This is a genomic window from Halobacillus rhizosphaerae (assembly GCF_046719735.1).
GTDB classification, from domain to species: Bacteria; Bacillota; Bacilli; order Bacillales; family Halobacillaceae; genus Halobacillus_B; species Halobacillus_B rhizosphaerae.
The window spans coordinates 164,967-181,077 of record NZ_JAUTWQ010000011.1 but is presented as its reverse complement, the minus strand read 5'-3'; the positions used below and the strand labels follow the sequence as shown (position 1 = coordinate 181,077).

Genomic DNA, 16,111 nt, shown 5'->3' with positions numbered 1-16,111 from the left:
TGGAAATTAGAAGGAGACACCTGGCAAATACCAGATCCAGAAAGTAACTATTTCATGATTAGAGCTCTAGCTTCTGTCTTAAGCCCTTTACATAGTTCCTGCTGACCGATAGCTTTTCATTTATTCCTCGCAGTTCTAATTGGTAAGCCCCATTAAACCATGGCGTCAGCCCGTCAATGTATTCCAGATTTACTAGATAGCTTTTGTGGACCCGGTAGAATGAAAACGCAGCGAGACGGCTTTCCACTTCTTTCAGCGCCAACTTTGTTTCATGCGTCCTTTGTTTATCCACAATTTTAGTTATCCTTTCCTCTCGATATATATAGATGATATCTCGGGGATCTAAATAATGAATCGCGTCCTCCCCTTCTACAGCGAGTTTTGACGGTGCTGAAACACCTGTGGAAGGGACCTCTTCTTTAAAGAACTGCTTTTCTAAGCGGGAAATGGCTTCCTTAAGCTGTTCTTCATCGAAAGGCTTTAATAAGTAATCAATGGCCTCATGCCGAAACGCCTCTACTGCAAAATCAGGATAAGCAGTAGCGAAGACAATTCTTGGAACTTTCTTTAATTCCTGTACAGACTTCGCTACTGCCATTCCGTCCATTTTGGGCATTTCGACATCCAGAAACAACACATCTGGCTGCTTCTGAATCGTCTGCATGACCGCTTTTTCTCCTGAATCCGCCTCTCCGACTACCTCGACGGAAGGGAATTGTTTTAACAAATAAACGAGTTCTTCCCGGCTGAATCGCTCATCATCCACTACAACGACAGTAATAGGGTTACTCAAGCAGGCACCTCCTCTCGAAAGTCCGGAATGACAAAAGAAATTATGGTTCCTTTTCCAAGTTCACTTTCGATCTTTAATTTGGAACGTTCTCCGTGCATGTGTTCTAATCGTTTATTAACATTATAAAGGCCTAATCCTGTGCCTTCTTCTGAATTCACTTCAACCACACCAAGACTATTTAAACGCTCAGCATCTATTCCCTGTCCATTATCAATAACTGAGATCTTCACTCCCTCTTCGCTGCTTTGAACACGAATCGTAATTTCGGCATCACCTTCCCGTTCCTTAATGCCATGTTTAATACAATTTTCCACTAAAGGCTGCAGAGTTAGAGGAGCGATTCTTGCTTTTAAAGTGGATTCCTCAATTTCATAATGAACATGGAGCTTATCTACAAACCTTGTTTCTTCTATTAATAAGTAAGCTTTCACATGATTTAGTTCTTCTCCTAGAGAGGTCCATATTCTGGTGGTAGCCCCCAAGTTCTGTCTGAAAAATTTTGATAAAGCTATCAACAGCGCTCGAGCCCGATTAGGTTCAGAACGAATAAGTGAAACAATTACATTCAATGAATTGAATAGAAAATGTGGATTCACTTGTGCCTGCAGGGCTTTCACCTCTGCTTCACGAGCAAGTTCCTGTGCCCTTTCTGCATCAGCAATTTCCAGCTGCTGGCCTAATAACGCACTCAACCCTTGAATGAGTTCAAGTAAGACATTAGACACTGATTTTTCTGACCTTACGTAGAACTTCAAGGTTCCTACCACTTCCTGGCGCCGTTTTAGAGGGGCAATCACCGCGGCCCCGAGCTGACAATCCTCATGGTTGCAATTAATGTCCTCATGCTTGGCAACCACCAGACTCCCCGTGCGAATGACCTTGCGCGTCGCATGAGTCTGGATCGTTTCTCCAGCCTTATGATGGTCATCAGCCAGCCCCACGTGAGCGAGGATCTTTTCTTCATTGGTTATCGAAATGGCGCTTACTTCTACTTCATCATAAATAATTTGCGAAACCTTCAGTGCCGAATCGCTTGTAAGTCCCTTACGTAAATAGGAGATTGTACGCTCTGCAAGCCTCAATGCTTTCTGAGCCTGAATCGCACCGGCTTTTTCTTCTTCATTTAATACATTTCGAATAATCAGCAAAAACAAAGCCGATCCTACACCGTTGGCTACAATCATAGGAATACCGATCTCCTGTACAAGTGCCCACGCCTGATGGAAAGGTTTTGCCCCGATTAAGATGATGCCCATTTGCACGGTTTCAGCAAATGAACCCACTAGCAGTGCGGTTTTCAGTTTTAAGGGCTGATCTTTCTTATGAAAGAAGCCGGAAATGATGCCTGCAATTACTGCCGAAATCCCACAGGCAGCACCCGTAAATCCTCCAAGCGATAATCGGTGAAGTCCCGCGATCGCCCCTGCACCGATCCCGATTCGATATCCGCCGAATAAACCCGCCGCTACAATGCCAATCACCCGAGAGTTGGCAATCGCTTCAGTCTGACCAACATTCATCACCCAGCTTCCAAACTCTAAAGAATTCGTGTTATACGTGATCCCTGTATACGTACCGATAATTCCAAACAAACCAAAAAAAGCAATAGCCATTACATGTTGGCGACGGTTCAGTTTCTTTCGATCAATTAGTTCTCTAAAAAAGCGAAACCTTGTTATGATGAAAGCAACCGTCACGATGATTCCCAGTCGTTCCAGCATCGGTAACAGCAACTCAAACATCTGCCTCTTCCTCTCAAAACTATGATATTTCTATTGTAGCATGCTTAAATCTATTCCATACGGAGAGAAAAACAGGTAAATATCTGGTAAACTATAAGAAAACGAGGTGAAGATATGACAGCCAAAATCGCTATCATTCAAATGGATATTGCATTTGGAAAACCAGAAATCAATCGCAAAATTGCCGCAGAACGGATTAAGGAAGCAGCAAATCAAGGTGCTGAACTGGTTCTTCTGCCTGAACTTTGGACTACAGGTTACGATCTCGAGAATTTTACGACGATTGCTGAAGATTTTCATGGACCTACCCATACCCTGCTAAGCCAGCTTGCTCAACAATATAATCTGACGATAATGGGATCGTCCGCCGAAAAAAATATGGAACAATTTTACAACACGCTTGTGGTTTATAACCCTCAGGGAAAAAGAATTCTATCTTACCGAAAAGCTCATTTATTCCGGTTGATGAATGAAGAGAAATTTTTGCAATCGGGGGAAGAGAAAGGCAGTTTTACTTTCAAAGAGACACCAGTCGCTGGTGTGATCTGCTATGATATCCGTTTCCCTGAGTGGATTCGTACGCATATGATTGATGGATCCAGAGCATTGTTTGTCGTGGCAGAATGGCCGAAGCCTCGTGTAGACCACTGGAGGAGTCTGCTGATTAGCCGCGCAATCGAAAACCAGTGTTTTGTGGTGGCATGTAACCGTGTGGGTTCGGATCCTAACAATACCTTTGGCGGCCATTCTATGGTAATAGACCCCTGGGGGAATGTCGTAGCCGAAGCTCAGGAACAGGAAGAGATTTTAACAGCTGATATTGATTTTTCCGCTGTAGAAACTATTCGTGAACAAATCCCTATTTTTCAAGATCGTCGACCGGACTTATACGAATAGCCGGCGCACCTTACACTTCCGCAGCCGTTGTGCAGGAGTATGATCAATTGGAGAAACTGCATAATCATAAGCCATTTCTTGAAAAGAGGGCCGCGCTATGAATATAGTAGTGAATATCATCGAAGCATTACTCGTGTGCATGATCTTTGGGCTGACTGCTACTGGAGTTGTACTGGTCGTGTACTGGTACCCCAAGCAAAAGAGACGGCAGGGAATTAAGAAAAACAAACCTTTAGAATATAGCTTGATGACTATATTGAGTCTCGCTATTATTCTCCTCGGCATCTATGTTCTTACTTTCATTTTTAAAACCTTTTAAAAGATCAGAAATTGAGGCAGTTTTCCATGGATCGGCGCTTTTTCTTCTTGTCTTCATTTTGTCATTAAAAAAACACAATTTTAATCTAGCCGTCAGCTGTTTTGACGTTTATACTTTTCTCAAAAGGACGAAATGGAAAGGAAGAAAAGAAACATCATGGTACAAAGAAAGATGGCACTTGGTCTATTATGTCTGCTGGTTCTTGGAGTGACACTCGCTTACTTACTTCATAAGGACGGAGGGTCTTATACGCCCGTAAGAAAAAATGCGGTTCATCACTCCATATCGGATGAATCAAGACAGTATGCAGAATCAGCGATCCTATTGGAGAAAAAAGAAACTGTCCCTTCTTTTATGAGTCAATACATAAAACCCGAACCTCTAGAATAAGCGGTTCGGGTTTTATGCTGAGTACTATTTTTTGTTCCAAGCTGATCTGCTGACCAAGACGACGTTGGAGGACAGTACATTGGGTTCAATCTAATTATAAGCTTTGTCTTGATAGAAATAATTTGGTGTATCCATTCTGTTTGGATAAGAATGATGAAAGATATGCGTAGAAGCAGGAGATACTGGGGGGATCAGCCACGTCCAGTCACCGGTAACTTCCCGGCCGCATGATTCTTCCTTTTCTTCAAACAGCTGAAACTGCTGGGCAGCGGTATGATGATCCACCAAACTTACTTTGTCTTCTTTAAAAGAATGCAGCACCGCCTGATTCAATTCAATCAACGCCCTGTCTTTCCATAACGAAGCGTTTCTTCTAATATTCAGCCCCATTGCTTCTGCGACTGTCGGCAAAAGGTTATAGCGGAAATCATCCGCTAAATTCCGCGCTCCAATTTCTGTTTCCATATACCACCCGTTGAAAGGGGCAGCAGTATAGTGAATTCCGCCGATCTCTAAGCGCATGTCAGAAATAAACGGGACAGCATACCATTTCAGTTGGAGATCTTGAAACCAAGTATAGTCTGGATGTCTTAGAGGGACTTCAAGAATCTTATCCTCAGGAATCTCGTACCATTCCGGCTTGCCTTCATTAACTTGAATGACAAGCGGCAGTACGTCAAACGGACTACCTTTCCCCTTCCAGCCTAAAGCTTGACAACGCTTGGTAAATTCCAAAGAGTCCGGATCGCCGGTTTGTCCAGTCTCTCCATCATATCCTGCATACCGAATCAGCTGGTGGTTCCAGATCCTGACTTCTCCATACTTATCTTTGGGTCTAAAAATGGAGATAGTCGGGCGAACTCTCCCTTTATTCGTAGCATAGTCCATATGGGAAAATATCGCATCACGAATATCCGCTTCTTGATTTAAAGAGCGGTGATCAAAGACTTGCAGGCTTTTCCAGAACAACCGTCCAATACACCGATTGCTATTTCTCCAGGCAAGCCGGGCTCCATGTTCAAGCTCTTCATACGTATGTTCATATGTTCCCTTCTCCCTAATCGACCGTTCCACCTCGGAGATTCTCTGCTCTATGTGTTGTTCAGTTTTTCCTAATTCGTAATAGCACTGATGTATAAATTGCTCAGCTTCTTTAAATAATTCTTCTTTATTCAAAGTGGTAAGCCCCCTGTGTGTTCTGTCATTCTACATATTATCATATTTTCGTAAGTCTTCCCGATCCTTTGTTTTTCTAGAAATCACTACCCCTCCCAGTTACGTGGGTAAACGATCTACCTTAAGACCTGTTTTCTCACTAAAAATTAAGAAGTGAAGGGGCGTTATCATAGAGGTGTAAACCACGTTTATTGAGTATGACATGAAATTCCGCCTCATTGAAGACAAAAAAACCCGAACGATGATGGAAGAATAGCGATCACTCTTCAGCATCGTTCGGATTAATATTTGCTAATAGACTTCTCTCCTTTTGGAGGGAATACTTATCCAAAGAACAAGTCTAAAATATTGCTGCCCATGGAGGCCTGTTTATTATAAAACTCGGAGTAACCGCACTTTTTACAATATACCACCGTGAATTTATTGTTTTGCACATCAAGCATTTTAGATAACCCCGATCCTGTCATGGATACATCCTTTTCACCTGCATCCTGACTTCCACATTTCACACATCCTTGTTCACTCATATAACTTCCTCCTTTAAATAATCTAGCTTATATACGAATGAAGATGTAAAAAGTTTCACTCTGCTCGCCGGGCAGCCTGTTGAATTGGATCCCACACACTGTTGTAGGGAGGAGAATAAGAGAGATCAAGATCAACAAGATCGTCAATGGTCATCTCATGGTAGAGGGCTGTGGCAAGGACATCAATCCGCTTATCCACGCCTGCTTTACCGATGATTTGTCCTCCCAGCAGCGTACGTTTCTCTTCATGATAAAGAAGCTTAAGAGTCATGGGGTCATCTTTAGAATAGTAACCGGCCGCATGAGTAGAGTTAAGGGTAACCGTTTTAATTGGAAAATGATCTTGTTCAGCTTCTCTGCTCGAAATCCCCGTTCTTCCTAAAGTTAGATCAAAGAATTTCAAAATCGAAGTGCCGACCATCCCTTTATAAGGTTTCCGGATATTGACGATACTCAGCCCAGCGATTTGTCCTTGTTTATTTGCGTGTGTACCCAGAGGGACATAATCATTCTGTTGCTTAATGCGATGAAATTGGGTCGCACAATCTCCTGCCGCATAAATATCTAAAATACTCGTCTCCATAAAAGCGTTGACTTCAATCGCTCCATGATAGCTTGTGTACACACCCGTTCCTTCTAAGAAAGCTGTATTCGGCGCGACTCCTACAGCTACAAGGACTAAATCCGTGTCATAATTCCCTTGATCTGTAGTAATGGTCTGGACGTGATCCGTTCCTCCAAATCCTTCTACGGACTCTCCAAGAGTTAACTTCACCCCGTGCCGCTCAGCTTCTTCATGGATGAACTTCCCCATATCTTCATCAAAAATTTTTGCCACTTGTGTGCCCCGATCAATCATTTGCACCTGCTTGTTCTGTTTTACAAAGGCTTCTGCCATTTCTAAACCAATATATCCTCCGCCAACGATCGTAACCCGTTCTACCGAAGGATCCATATTGTCCATTATCCCCTTTAAATCCGGGATCGTTTTCAAGGTATGAATGCCTTTCAGATTTCGTCCTTCCCATGGCGGGAATACCGGATCTGCGCCTGTTGCAATTAATAGCCGGTCATAGCTTTCTTCAAAATCTTTACCCGTCTTGTGATTCACTCCATAAACAACTCTATGGTCACAATCGACCCGGGTCACTTCATGCAGAATGCGGCTGTCAATGCCATATTTATTTCGAAACGTTTCAGGATTTCTAGCAATTAAATCATCGGTCGAATCTACGTTTCCGCTAAGTACATAAGGCAGACCGCATTGACCGTATGAATAAATTTCTCCTCTTTCTAATGTGATGATATTATGTTCTTGATCTTCACTATTCCTAACAATCTGCATAGCTGCACTCATTCCAGCAGCATCTCCGCCAATGATGACAACTTTCATCGTTCCACTCCTTTAGTAACAGATCTCCTCTCTTATACTTACCCAAAAGCAACTGGTCCAAAAAGAATAACGGAAAAATGACTGAAAAAACGCCTTAAAACCTTTACAAATCAGACGACATTCGATAATATCAGTTATTAGACTTTTCGAAATTATCTATAAAAAGGCGGGATGAAATGAAACAGTTTACACAATCAGAAGCTCTCAATCGACTCCCCGACCAGTTCTTTGCTAAATTAGTAAAAAAACTGAATGCCTATCAGCAGAAGGGACAAGACGTGTTGAACTTAGGACAGGGAAACCCTGACCAGCCTACTCCAGATCACATCGTACAAGCCTTACAAAAAGCGGCCGAGAACCCTGTTTACCACAAGTACCCCCCTTTTCAAGGATTTGATTACCTAAAAAAAGCTGTCTCAGAATTTTATCAAAGAGAATACGGTGTTGACATCGATCCTCAGTCCGAAGTTGCCACTATGTTTGGCAGCAAAACCGGGCTCGTTGAAGTGAGTCAATGTTTCTTAAATGAGGGAGATGCTGCTCTTGTTCCTGACCCGGGATATCCGGATTATTGGTCTGGGGTCGCCATGGCCAATGCGATTATGGCACCTATGCCTTTACGCAAGGAAAATGACTTCCTGCCTGACTATGACGAGCTCGATCCTGAGATAGTGGAAAAAGCAAAGCTGATGTTTTTAAACTATCCAAACAACCCAACTTCGGCGATTGCAGATAGACAGTTTTTCGAAAACACCATTTCGTTTGCGGATGAACATGACATTTGTGTGGTTCATGACTTTGCGTATGGAGCTATTGGCTATGATAACCATAAACCTTTAAGCTTTATGCAGATTCCCGGAGCAAAGGATGTCGGCATCGAAATCTATACCATGTCGAAAACTTATAATATGGCAGGATGGCGTGTCGCCTTTGCCGTAGGGAATAAAAGCGTGATTCAAGCGCTGGAACTGATTCAGGACCATTACTATGTTAGTCTTTTTGGAGCTGTTCAAGAGGCTGCAGCTGCTGCACTGCTTGACTCTCAGGAATGCGTCAAAGAGCTTTCTTTAACTTATGAAAAAAGAAGAAATTTATTAGTAGAAGGACTTACTGAACTAGGGTATGAAGTTGAGCCCTGCAAAGGATCATTCTTTGTGTGGATGAAGGTGCCTCAAGGCTACAATTCAGAGTCCTTCGCTGATGACTTGTTGGATGAAGAAGGATTATTTGTCGCCCCAGGAATAGGATTTGGTGACTATGGAGAATCCTTTGTTCGAATTGGATTAAATAATTCTGAAGAAACCCTTCAGGAAGCTCTCATCCGTTTTAAGAATTTCAAAGAAAAAACTCGTAAATAACGTGACTAGGGCAAAAGCGGAAAAGCGAAGCGGTCCCTTTATATCTAGTAAATCTAAAAAAACCCGAACCCATGGAAAATTCAAAGGTTCGGGTTTTCTGGCGACTACATACTTTTGTCCACCTCTCTCTATGATCATTCCAGCTAATCATTTCACCCTCATAAGCATATCGACATGCGGAATGTCATCTTCTAAGTAAACTTCGGATACTTCCTTGAAACCAAACGATCCATAAAAATTTCGCAAATGCTCCTGTCCCTGAAGGAAAATAAATTCTGTGTGCCCTTCTTCTTTCAGTAATTCGATTGCCTTATTCATAATGGACCTTGCATATCCAGCTCCCCGTTTCCCCTTTACGACTAGCACGCGTCCAATTGAATAATTGCCGCCGTATTTTACAGGAGGGACCAACCGGCAGTAAGCAGAAATCTCCCCTTCCTCCTCTATCCAAACATGCAGGCATTCCTTGTCTCGTCCATCCACTTCTGGATAGGGACATTCTTGCTCGACTACAAATATCTCTGTCCGTACTTTCAATATTTCATAAAGTTCATTTGTCGTAAGTTTATTAAATGGCTTAATGACCCAATTCATAATTCGCACTCCTCCTTATGCTGGTTATTCACTAGTTTACAATATTCTCACACCGGTTTCTTGTCTTTCTCACTTGAAAGCAGAAAGAATTTTTGTTTTTAAGTTTCAGCTTATTCGTTGAGGGAATACTGTGCTTACACATAAGGAGGAAAAAATGGAATGATAATGGATTTACTACCTGTTTCTTTAAGAAAATATCTTCAAATGTCTAAACGGCAGCGAAAACATGAAATGCAAATGACTTTATGGTATATGCCATTTATATATATAACTTTAGCTCTCGTCTTAGTAGCCGTTACTTTGGTTATGGACTTAAAGCTTGAAGTCAATCAATATATACCTGAGGGATTTAAGATGGATTCCAGTGCGACTCGCATGCTGGTAAGTACATTAATCGGAGGCATATTAACACTGAGTGCCTTCACGTTAAACTCCCTATTAGTCGTTCTAACAACCTTCAGCGGTCAATTCTCGCCTAGAATGCTGTTAAACTTTGTCTCAGATAAACAAACCCAGCATGCACTGGGCATATTTAACGGAAGCTTTGTTTATGTGTTAATCGTATTTTTATTTATAGGTAGTTCTTCGCACGAATACTTTGTGACCATCCCATTCGTAACTATCTCGTTAGCATTTATCTCGGCTATTACTTTTATTTATTTCATTAACCATGCAACTACCTGGATGCAGGTTCATAACATTACTTTTACGATGAAAAAGGCGTCCAAAGATATTATTAATCATACTCTGAGAAAAGATATTGAGAAGTTTCGAACGAAAGCTGCTGGAGACCTGATGGAGAACTATCGGGAAGATGCAAACACGATTGATGCCATTAAATCTGGCTACCTCCAGCTGGTAGACTATAGAATTATGATAGAAGAAGCGCGAAAGGATAATATTATCGTAAAGCTCCACGTTCAAGTAGGTGACTTTATCCTAACAGGAAATCGATTGATTAGTTATTGGGGACCGGGGGCCGAGGAAGTAGACGAGGAAAAATACTATAGAATGGTAGAAATCGGTCATAAAGAAACGGAACTGCAGGATCTGCAAATGGGAATGCATAAACTTGCAGAGATCGCGATTAAAGCAGTCGGCAATGATGATCCGAAAACGGCCACCAACACCATTCACCAAATGGCTGATCTTATGTTAACCGTAGAAAATTATATTACTTTCACTCCTTATTTAATGGATGATGATAAACAAGTCCGCGTAATTCTTCTCGATGAATCCTTTAATTACTATATTTACCGCGGCTTTGGTTATATACGGCATTATGCTAAGGATAACCATCTCATTATTACGGAGATTATCAATGGTTTAGCCATGGTAGCGGAGTCTATAGATACTTCTAAACACAATGACCTATGGGAATTCGCATATAATACCCTTGATCATATAGAAGAAAATCTAGTCTATGAATTAGACAAGACTTTCCTATTGGAAGCATTATACAAGCTTGCAACCATTACAGATAATGACCCTGACTATTACCTCGTTAAAGACCGGTTTTATCCTGGAGAGAATAACAGACATACAGAAAAGGATTCGGACGATTAATCCCCGAATCCTTTTTTCTTTTCCCTTTCCCTTAACTTTTTCTCTTTCTTGTCGATACTGTTAGTGGAAATGTCCAATTAATCGTCAGGAAAAGGAGTTCGTTTATTTATGAAAAAGAATCAAAAAATTGTTTACATTTGCCACGATGGAGAAGAATTTACAGAAGAATCATCTGCTAGGAAGTACATCCTTCAATTGCGCTGCAAGAAGGTTCTCAATTTCTTTCTCAACTTAAAAGAGAGCAAGAATTAGAACGGCACGATCATTTTCCCTTGAAACCCACGCAATACTGCCCCTTTAGTAAAACCACATAGCTTCCACATCATCCACCCTGGTCTGTTTTCAATAAACGCAAGAAAAGACTAAATACTCCCCCAAAAAATCAGATTCAATGGTTTTGGATGATAGCTGCCCCTCTTGCATCTATCGCAATTACCGCCTACATTTTATATAATATAATCATCTAATTCTCAATAATTCTAAATTCGCTTCTAGAAAACGCGAACCCTGATTACAGCAATAAACAAATCAAACCGCTTCCCAAGCAGATTCACCCTGCTTATTTGTGATCGAACACATTCATTTAGATTTTATAACCATTAACGTAGAATAGGACGATGAATGCTGATCCATGCTCAAACAAGATAAAACAGAAGGGAGCTTTAACTATGGATGAAGAACCTATTTACTCCAAAGACCTTGATGAAGAAACCCTGTTTGTCGTAAGCCAGACCTTTAAAGCACTATCCGATCCAACGAGAATCCGAATTTTGAACCTCTTATTTGAAAAAGAGTATTCCGTAAACGAAATATCTGAAAATTTGAACCTAAGACAATCAACCGTATCTCATCAATTACGGTTTCTAAAAAATTTACGCCTGGTCAAATACCGCCGTGAAGGAACCACTATTTTCTATTCACATGATGACGAACATGTCATTAACGTACTTCAGCAAATGATCCAGCATGCCCTTCACCATTAATAGTAGTACAAAAGAGGAAGCGCCCTGGGAGCCCAGACAAGCATAAGACGAGCGGGCCGAGTGGGCATTCTTCCCTCCTCTAGACGATAAAAAAAGGCTGCCCTGGAGGCAGCCTTACATTTTATAGCTCAAGAGTTTCTGGTGTGTTCGCATCTGCATTCATTAAGCGGATACTCTCCGGATAAATTTCAAGCACGATATAATTCGTATCCTGCTTACTGGAGAACCAGCGTTCCATCTCTTCACTCCAGAGCCAATCTTTAATTTTCTGATCTTCCCTCACTTTAGCCTGACCTTCCACCTCTAAGTAGGCATCTCCATTACCTTCCCCTTCATAGCCAATCAGGATATGAACGTTAGGATTTTTTTCAATTTCGTCCGTCTTATGTGTTTCTGAGCTTGTAGGTGTATAAAAAGTAAATTCATCATCATTAGAAAAAGTCATAAAACGAGAATGCGGCTTATTGTTTTTCACAGTGGCCAGCGTTCCCACTTTGTGCTGGTCGAGGACATTATAAATCTTCTTCTTTAATTCTTCTTGATTCATTTTTACAGGCTCCTTCCAAATTCAAATTTCTTTCTTAGTTTTCCTTATTATAGAAATGAATAAACCTTATAATCGTCTCCTTTCCTAGTTCTCCTTTAAAAAGTTAGACAAATCCTCTATTTTGATGTTTTTTCCAAAAAATTTGTGGAACAGGAATATTACAATAGGATTACAAGGGGGATTGTTTTATTATGAGATTTTCAGCGCATGGGTACAGCGCTGTCTTTGTCATGTTGTTAGTTTGCTTTGGATTTAATGTCAGCAAGGTCCAAGCTTTTCAGATGGATCGGATTAATGGCGATAACCGTTATGAAACCGCGGTAAAGATTTCCCAACACGATTGGAGCAATGGTGCTGATGCCGTGGTCCTTACCCGGGGAGATGAGTTTCCCGATGCTTTAGCCGGTGCGCCATTTGCCTACTCCAAGAACGGACCATTATTATTAACGGATAAAGATCACTTAACTCCTATAACTAAAAGGGAAATAAGCCGCTTACACCCATCCAAAATCTACATCGTTGGAGGTCCAGGCGCCGTTTCTAAATCCATACAATCAGAATTAAACAGCTCTTATGATGCTACTGTTAAAAGAATTGCAGGTAGTAACCGCTATGTTACAGCTGCAAGGATTGCCGATCATATGTCCTCAGACCGGGCATTCGTAGTGAACGGTTCAAGATTTCCCGACGCTATGACTGCCGCTCCCTATGCAGCGAGACATGGATCACCTATTTTACTAACGAAAGAAAACCATCTTCCACTGACTACAAGAGGCGCACTAAAAGCGATTCAATCCACCTTTATTGTTGGAGGGAGTGGTGTGGTGAGTCATTCTATTGTCACTCAACTGCCAAATCCTACACGGTTTTCAGGTGACACTCGGTTTAAAACCTCTGCAGATGTCGCCGAACGGCTTCCTATGGGAGACCCGGATCATGCGTTTGTTGTAACTGGAAGTGAATTTGCTGATGGAATTGCAGGAGCCGTATCAGCAGCCAAATCCAATGATCAAATATTACTCGTGGAGGAAAACTATGTCCCGAATGCTATAAAAATTGCTATTCATCGCCGCGGGTTGAAAAGCTTCACAGTATTTGGGGGATACAACGCTGTAGACCAATACGTAGATACGGAGCTTTCTTTACCAATTCAGCTGCTGCTAGTCAATAAACATAGAGGAATTCCTTCTGACTATAAAGCAGATCATCTTGTAAAACCAAATGTCAGATTCCCGTTTAGTGCCGATATACCGAAGCGATATATGAGTAGTATGGCCGCCGGTCACTTAGAGGAGATGTTTGATGATGCTTGGGATCAAGGGGTAGAATTATATGCCGTTTCTGGATACCGTTCTTACAACCGACAAAAGGAAATTCATGAGAGGATCACAAGAAATCAGGGAGCTGCCTACGCTGATCGAGTCAGCGCAGAGCCAGGTCACAGCGAACACCAGACTGGTCTTGCGATGGATGTGTCCAGCCCTGCCGTGAATTACCAGCTTGTAGAAAGTTTCGCTAATACAGAAGAAGGCAGATGGGTGAAATATCACGCTTCCGATTACGGGTTCATTATACGATACCCTGAGGGTCGAGAAGACGATACAGGGTATAAATATGAACCATGGCACCTTCGTTATGTAGGTAAAACGATCGCACAGTATATGGATCGAACCCATAAGATTCTCGAAGGCTATTTAAGGTAAGATCATAGAAACTCCCCCCTGCCTGTGAGCCAGGGGGATTATTCTTATCCTAGTTTTACAGCTTTAACAGCTATATAGGCGGTGATGTTCATCTTGCACCCTTCCAATCCTAAATGGATGATATAGTTGCAAAATTGTTCCACGTGAATCATTATTCGACAACTTAACGTTTTACAAGCTGCAGACAAAATAGTCAGCAGCTTTTTTTGTTTATTTCCTGGGAAATAGATACTTTATTGTCGATCCTAACAACCAGTTATTTCCACAAGCTAACTCATTCATTATATGGGTTCATATCGAAATACATAGGGCTGAATAAAATAATAGCAAATAACCAGCCAAGCGTTTGCCAAGATAAAAGTTAGAAATGTATATGAACCGGATAACATCCATACATAAGGAAGTAAGAAAATGAGGGCAAAGAGGATGGTTGAAAATCTTGAAGGCTGCAATAAGCAATAACAGCTTGGACAGCGAATCATTTTAGCGGTTTTATTCCCTTTAAGAATGAATGAATCAAGCTCGCCGCTGCATCTTTCACAATATTGTCTGCCCATGGTTCTTCACTCCGTTCCTGTGAGCACTTATTGAATATTGGACCATCTTGGGGATCTGTTTATTCTATTCTGCACAGGCCGGCAAGTTTCAACACAAGATAAAAGTTTCTTTTGGTTTAGGGGGTGTTTTTCTTTTGGTGTTTGGCTATTTTTCCGCCCTCATTGATCCGCACAAATAGGAATAACAATTTTCAATTGTATCCACACAGTCGTGAATCTCGGCCGTTTCAATTTCATAGAGCCCGAATTTATTTTTTGAGACCTTGTACTCTCCGATTTGAATGCTTTCCTCTCCGGGAACCAATTTATTAAGTTCTTTATAAACGGGATCAGAATCTGCCCCGAAGAAATCAAACATACTCGATTGTTCCATTAGTCTGCTCCTTTGTCACTTATTCCTTTTTAAGCTTTCGACATGCTTCCACCAATTCCCTTTCCGTTTTAAATTTAAGTACTGTTCACCATTTATGCGTTGATTAAAATAATCGCCCCAGATTTGATCTGGAGGGAACATAGCGGCTAATCTTTAACAGAACCTGCTAATAATCCTCATACAAAGACCTTTCCAAGCAGCACATACACAATTAAAGTTGGTAAAGCAGCGAGTTTTTTCAGCATTTTAAATCAAGTAAATATTTTTGAAAAGTCTTACATGAGAGTAAAAAAAAGAGAGGTTCACACCTCTCGTCCAACATGCTGGATATTATAAATCTTTGTACCACGTTTCTACCACTTCACCAATTGCACCCATCGTTTTGTTCTTGAAATGGTCTGATACTGTTTCCCCCGATGGATTAGCATAATAATAAGCCTGGTATTCTGGATGGAAATCGTACCCTAAACTGCTGAGCCTTTCTTTGAGTGGTTCAGGCAGATGACTCTTCCCTGTCCGTTCCTTAAAATATTCAGTTGGATAAATCTTGACCTCCACATCACCCGTTCCCGTATTGACGGTGATCAGATGATCGTCTTTGCGCGTCATCCACTTGCCTTTGGAAAATAAAGAAACTCTTATTTTGTTTAGTGAAGAAAGTCCTTCTAAGTTTATGCCAAAAATTTGATTGATCATATGAAGCACTTCCTTAGAAGTCACCTCAGACCCCAAATATTCTAAATACAAATCCATGGCCTCGACCTTGGGAAGGCGCATAATCCACCGATCTGTTTCGGGAGACGTATCCTTATGTAAAACTTCTCGTATTCCCCGCATAATTTCAGGGGAATAAACGTGTGCACGTTTCCCTTCCCCTTTATCTGAAACAGCTTTCAAATCAATATTGAATGCCTCATCCACAGCTTTTCGTATTACAGGTCCATTTATACTATCCCCATAAGATTCCAGGACTTTATCGATCATTCCCTCTGTTCCTCCTATGAATTAATTTTACGTTATGTTACCGTACATGAAGGTTCCACCTTTTCACATCATACCATAAATATTTAGTAGTTTTTTGTTTTTTCAATAAACTTGAAATTAATTATGAATATTATGTAAAACCTCTTCTATAATTCGAGCTTTTTCTGTAAAATATTCTCATACTAAATTAAATGTGACGAGTTAAGATA

The 16,111-nt window shown here is 41.2% G+C and carries 17 protein-coding genes; 8 read left to right on the top strand and 9 right to left on the bottom strand.

Annotation, left to right across the window (positions count from 1 at the left end; translation table 11 throughout):
• Positions 1-58 precede the first annotated feature (58 nt).
• Both Q7A53_RS13635 and Q7A53_RS13630 read right to left on the bottom strand, forming a co-directional pair.
• Positions 59-793 carry a LytR/AlgR family response regulator transcription factor gene (locus tag Q7A53_RS13635; RefSeq protein WP_411789719.1) on the bottom strand — a complete coding sequence of 245 codons (735 nt, stop codon included), beginning with the start codon at positions 791-793 and terminating at the stop codon, positions 59-61.
• Positions 790-2,535 carry a LytS/YhcK type 5TM receptor domain-containing protein gene (locus Q7A53_RS13630; protein WP_411789718.1) on the bottom strand — a complete coding sequence of 582 codons (1,746 nt, stop codon included), beginning with the start codon at positions 2,533-2,535 and terminating at the stop codon, positions 790-792. The genes Q7A53_RS13635 and Q7A53_RS13630 overlap by 4 nt, the downstream gene beginning before the upstream one ends.
• Positions 2,536-2,649: 114 nt before the next feature.
• Between Q7A53_RS13630 and Q7A53_RS13625 the strand changes: the two genes are divergently transcribed.
• The 3 genes from Q7A53_RS13625 (at position 2,650) to Q7A53_RS13615 (ending at position 4,141) form a co-directional block, all read left to right on the top strand.
• Entirely contained in the window at positions 2,650-3,432 is a 783-nt protein-coding gene (locus tag Q7A53_RS13625) for a carbon-nitrogen family hydrolase (protein WP_411789717.1), read from the top strand.
• 97 nt (positions 3,433-3,529) lie between these two features.
• The gene (locus tag Q7A53_RS13620; RefSeq protein WP_411789716.1) at positions 3,530-3,751 is read left to right on the top strand and encodes a hypothetical protein; all 222 of its coding nucleotides are present in this window, start codon (positions 3,530-3,532) and stop codon (positions 3,749-3,751) included.
• Between the two features lie 156 nt (positions 3,752-3,907).
• Positions 3,908-4,141 carry a hypothetical protein gene (locus Q7A53_RS13615; RefSeq protein WP_411789715.1) on the top strand — a complete coding sequence of 78 codons (234 nt, stop codon included), beginning with the start codon at positions 3,908-3,910 and terminating at the stop codon, positions 4,139-4,141.
• 90 nt (positions 4,142-4,231) lie between these two features.
• On the opposite strand, the gene Q7A53_RS13610 is transcribed toward Q7A53_RS13615, so the two are convergent.
• From Q7A53_RS13610 to Q7A53_RS13600, 3 genes are all read right to left on the bottom strand, one after another.
• Positions 4,232-5,317: a nitric oxide synthase oxygenase gene (locus tag Q7A53_RS13610; RefSeq protein ID WP_411789714.1), complete on the bottom strand. Its 1,086-nt coding sequence runs from the start codon at positions 5,315-5,317 to the stop codon at positions 4,232-4,234.
• Between the two features lie 323 nt (positions 5,318-5,640).
• Positions 5,641-5,844, bottom strand: coding sequence for a zinc ribbon domain-containing protein (locus tag Q7A53_RS13605; protein WP_411789713.1), 204 nt, complete (start codon positions 5,842-5,844; stop codon positions 5,641-5,643).
• A 55-nt stretch (positions 5,845-5,899) separates the two neighbouring features.
• Entirely contained in the window at positions 5,900-7,237 is a 1,338-nt protein-coding gene (locus tag Q7A53_RS13600; RefSeq protein WP_411789712.1) for an FAD-dependent oxidoreductase, read from the bottom strand.
• A 176-nt stretch (positions 7,238-7,413) separates the two neighbouring features.
• Between Q7A53_RS13600 and Q7A53_RS13595 the strand changes: the two genes are divergently transcribed.
• Positions 7,414-8,595 carry a pyridoxal phosphate-dependent aminotransferase gene (locus tag Q7A53_RS13595; RefSeq protein ID WP_411789711.1) on the top strand — a complete coding sequence of 394 codons (1,182 nt, stop codon included), beginning with the start codon at positions 7,414-7,416 and terminating at the stop codon, positions 8,593-8,595.
• Between the two features lie 147 nt (positions 8,596-8,742).
• On the opposite strand, the gene Q7A53_RS13590 is transcribed toward Q7A53_RS13595, so the two are convergent.
• A complete protein-coding gene (locus tag Q7A53_RS13590) occupies positions 8,743-9,189 on the bottom strand; it encodes a GNAT family N-acetyltransferase (protein ID WP_411789710.1) in 447 nt (148 codons plus the stop codon).
• 159 nt (positions 9,190-9,348) lie between these two features.
• Between Q7A53_RS13590 and Q7A53_RS13585 the strand changes: the two genes are divergently transcribed.
• From Q7A53_RS13585 to Q7A53_RS13575, 3 genes are all read left to right on the top strand, one after another.
• Positions 9,349-10,755 carry a DUF2254 domain-containing protein gene (locus Q7A53_RS13585; RefSeq protein WP_411789709.1) on the top strand — a complete coding sequence of 469 codons (1,407 nt, stop codon included), beginning with the start codon at positions 9,349-9,351 and terminating at the stop codon, positions 10,753-10,755.
• 108 nt (positions 10,756-10,863) lie between these two features.
• Positions 10,864-11,007 (top strand): hypothetical protein, encoded by a 144-nt coding sequence (locus Q7A53_RS13580; RefSeq protein ID WP_411789708.1) that lies wholly within the window; start codon positions 10,864-10,866, stop codon positions 11,005-11,007.
• A gap of 416 nt (positions 11,008-11,423) precedes the next feature.
• Positions 11,424-11,738, top strand: coding sequence for an ArsR/SmtB family transcription factor (locus Q7A53_RS13575; RefSeq protein WP_411789707.1), 315 nt, complete (start codon positions 11,424-11,426; stop codon positions 11,736-11,738).
• Positions 11,739-11,859: 121 nt separating this feature from the next.
• Here the strand turns inward: Q7A53_RS13575 and Q7A53_RS13570 are convergent, their stop codons facing one another.
• Positions 11,860-12,285: a pyridoxamine 5'-phosphate oxidase family protein gene (locus Q7A53_RS13570; RefSeq protein WP_411789706.1), complete on the bottom strand. Its 426-nt coding sequence runs from the start codon at positions 12,283-12,285 to the stop codon at positions 11,860-11,862.
• A gap of 191 nt (positions 12,286-12,476) precedes the next feature.
• On the opposite strand from Q7A53_RS13570, the gene Q7A53_RS13565 reads away from it, so the two are divergent.
• Complete coding sequence (locus tag Q7A53_RS13565; RefSeq protein WP_411789705.1) at positions 12,477-13,988, top strand: cell wall-binding repeat-containing protein; 1,512 nt, start codon at positions 12,477-12,479, stop codon at positions 13,986-13,988.
• A gap of 702 nt (positions 13,989-14,690) precedes the next feature.
• On the opposite strand, the gene Q7A53_RS13560 is transcribed toward Q7A53_RS13565, so the two are convergent.
• Both Q7A53_RS13560 and Q7A53_RS13555 read right to left on the bottom strand, forming a co-directional pair.
• Positions 14,691-14,918 carry a hypothetical protein gene (locus Q7A53_RS13560; protein ID WP_411789704.1) on the bottom strand — a complete coding sequence of 76 codons (228 nt, stop codon included), beginning with the start codon at positions 14,916-14,918 and terminating at the stop codon, positions 14,691-14,693.
• 330 nt (positions 14,919-15,248) lie between these two features.
• Positions 15,249-15,902, bottom strand: coding sequence for a hypothetical protein (locus tag Q7A53_RS13555; protein WP_411789703.1), 654 nt, complete (start codon positions 15,900-15,902; stop codon positions 15,249-15,251).
• Positions 15,903-16,111 lie beyond the last annotated feature (209 nt).

What these genes read in the sequence shown, in the direction of transcription:
- Q7A53_RS13630 (WP_411789718.1), bottom strand. Translation starts at nt 2,535, where the DNA reads ATGTTTGAGTTGCTGTTACCGATGCTGGAACGACTGGGAATCATCGTG.
- Q7A53_RS13625 (WP_411789717.1), top strand. Translation starts at nt 2,650, where the DNA reads ATGACAGCCAAAATCGCTATCATTCAAATGGATATTGCATTTGGAAAA.
- Q7A53_RS13620 (WP_411789716.1), top strand. Translation starts at nt 3,530, where the DNA reads ATGAATATAGTAGTGAATATCATCGAAGCATTACTCGTGTGCATGATC.
- Q7A53_RS13615 (WP_411789715.1), top strand. Translation starts at nt 3,908, where the DNA reads ATGGTACAAAGAAAGATGGCACTTGGTCTATTATGTCTGCTGGTTCTT.
- Q7A53_RS13605 (WP_411789713.1), bottom strand. Translation starts at nt 5,844, where the DNA reads ATGAGTGAACAAGGATGTGTGAAATGTGGAAGTCAGGATGCAGGTGAA.
- Q7A53_RS13600 (WP_411789712.1), bottom strand. Translation starts at nt 7,237, where the DNA reads ATGAAAGTTGTCATCATTGGCGGAGATGCTGCTGGAATGAGTGCAGCT.
- Q7A53_RS13595 (WP_411789711.1), top strand. Translation starts at nt 7,414, where the DNA reads ATGAAACAGTTTACACAATCAGAAGCTCTCAATCGACTCCCCGACCAG.
- Q7A53_RS13590 (WP_411789710.1), bottom strand. Translation starts at nt 9,189, where the DNA reads ATGAATTGGGTCATTAAGCCATTTAATAAACTTACGACAAATGAACTT.
- Q7A53_RS13585 (WP_411789709.1), top strand. Translation starts at nt 9,349, where the DNA reads ATGATAATGGATTTACTACCTGTTTCTTTAAGAAAATATCTTCAAATG.
- Q7A53_RS13580 (WP_411789708.1), top strand. Translation starts at nt 10,864, where the DNA reads ATGAAAAAGAATCAAAAAATTGTTTACATTTGCCACGATGGAGAAGAA.
- Q7A53_RS13575 (WP_411789707.1), top strand. Translation starts at nt 11,424, where the DNA reads ATGGATGAAGAACCTATTTACTCCAAAGACCTTGATGAAGAAACCCTG.
- Q7A53_RS13570 (WP_411789706.1), bottom strand. Translation starts at nt 12,285, where the DNA reads ATGAATCAAGAAGAATTAAAGAAGAAGATTTATAATGTCCTCGACCAG.
- Q7A53_RS13565 (WP_411789705.1), top strand. Translation starts at nt 12,477, where the DNA reads ATGAGATTTTCAGCGCATGGGTACAGCGCTGTCTTTGTCATGTTGTTA.
- Q7A53_RS13560 (WP_411789704.1), bottom strand. Translation starts at nt 14,918, where the DNA reads ATGGAACAATCGAGTATGTTTGATTTCTTCGGGGCAGATTCTGATCCC.
- Q7A53_RS13555 (WP_411789703.1), bottom strand. Translation starts at nt 15,902, where the DNA reads ATGATCGATAAAGTCCTGGAATCTTATGGGGATAGTATAAATGGACCT.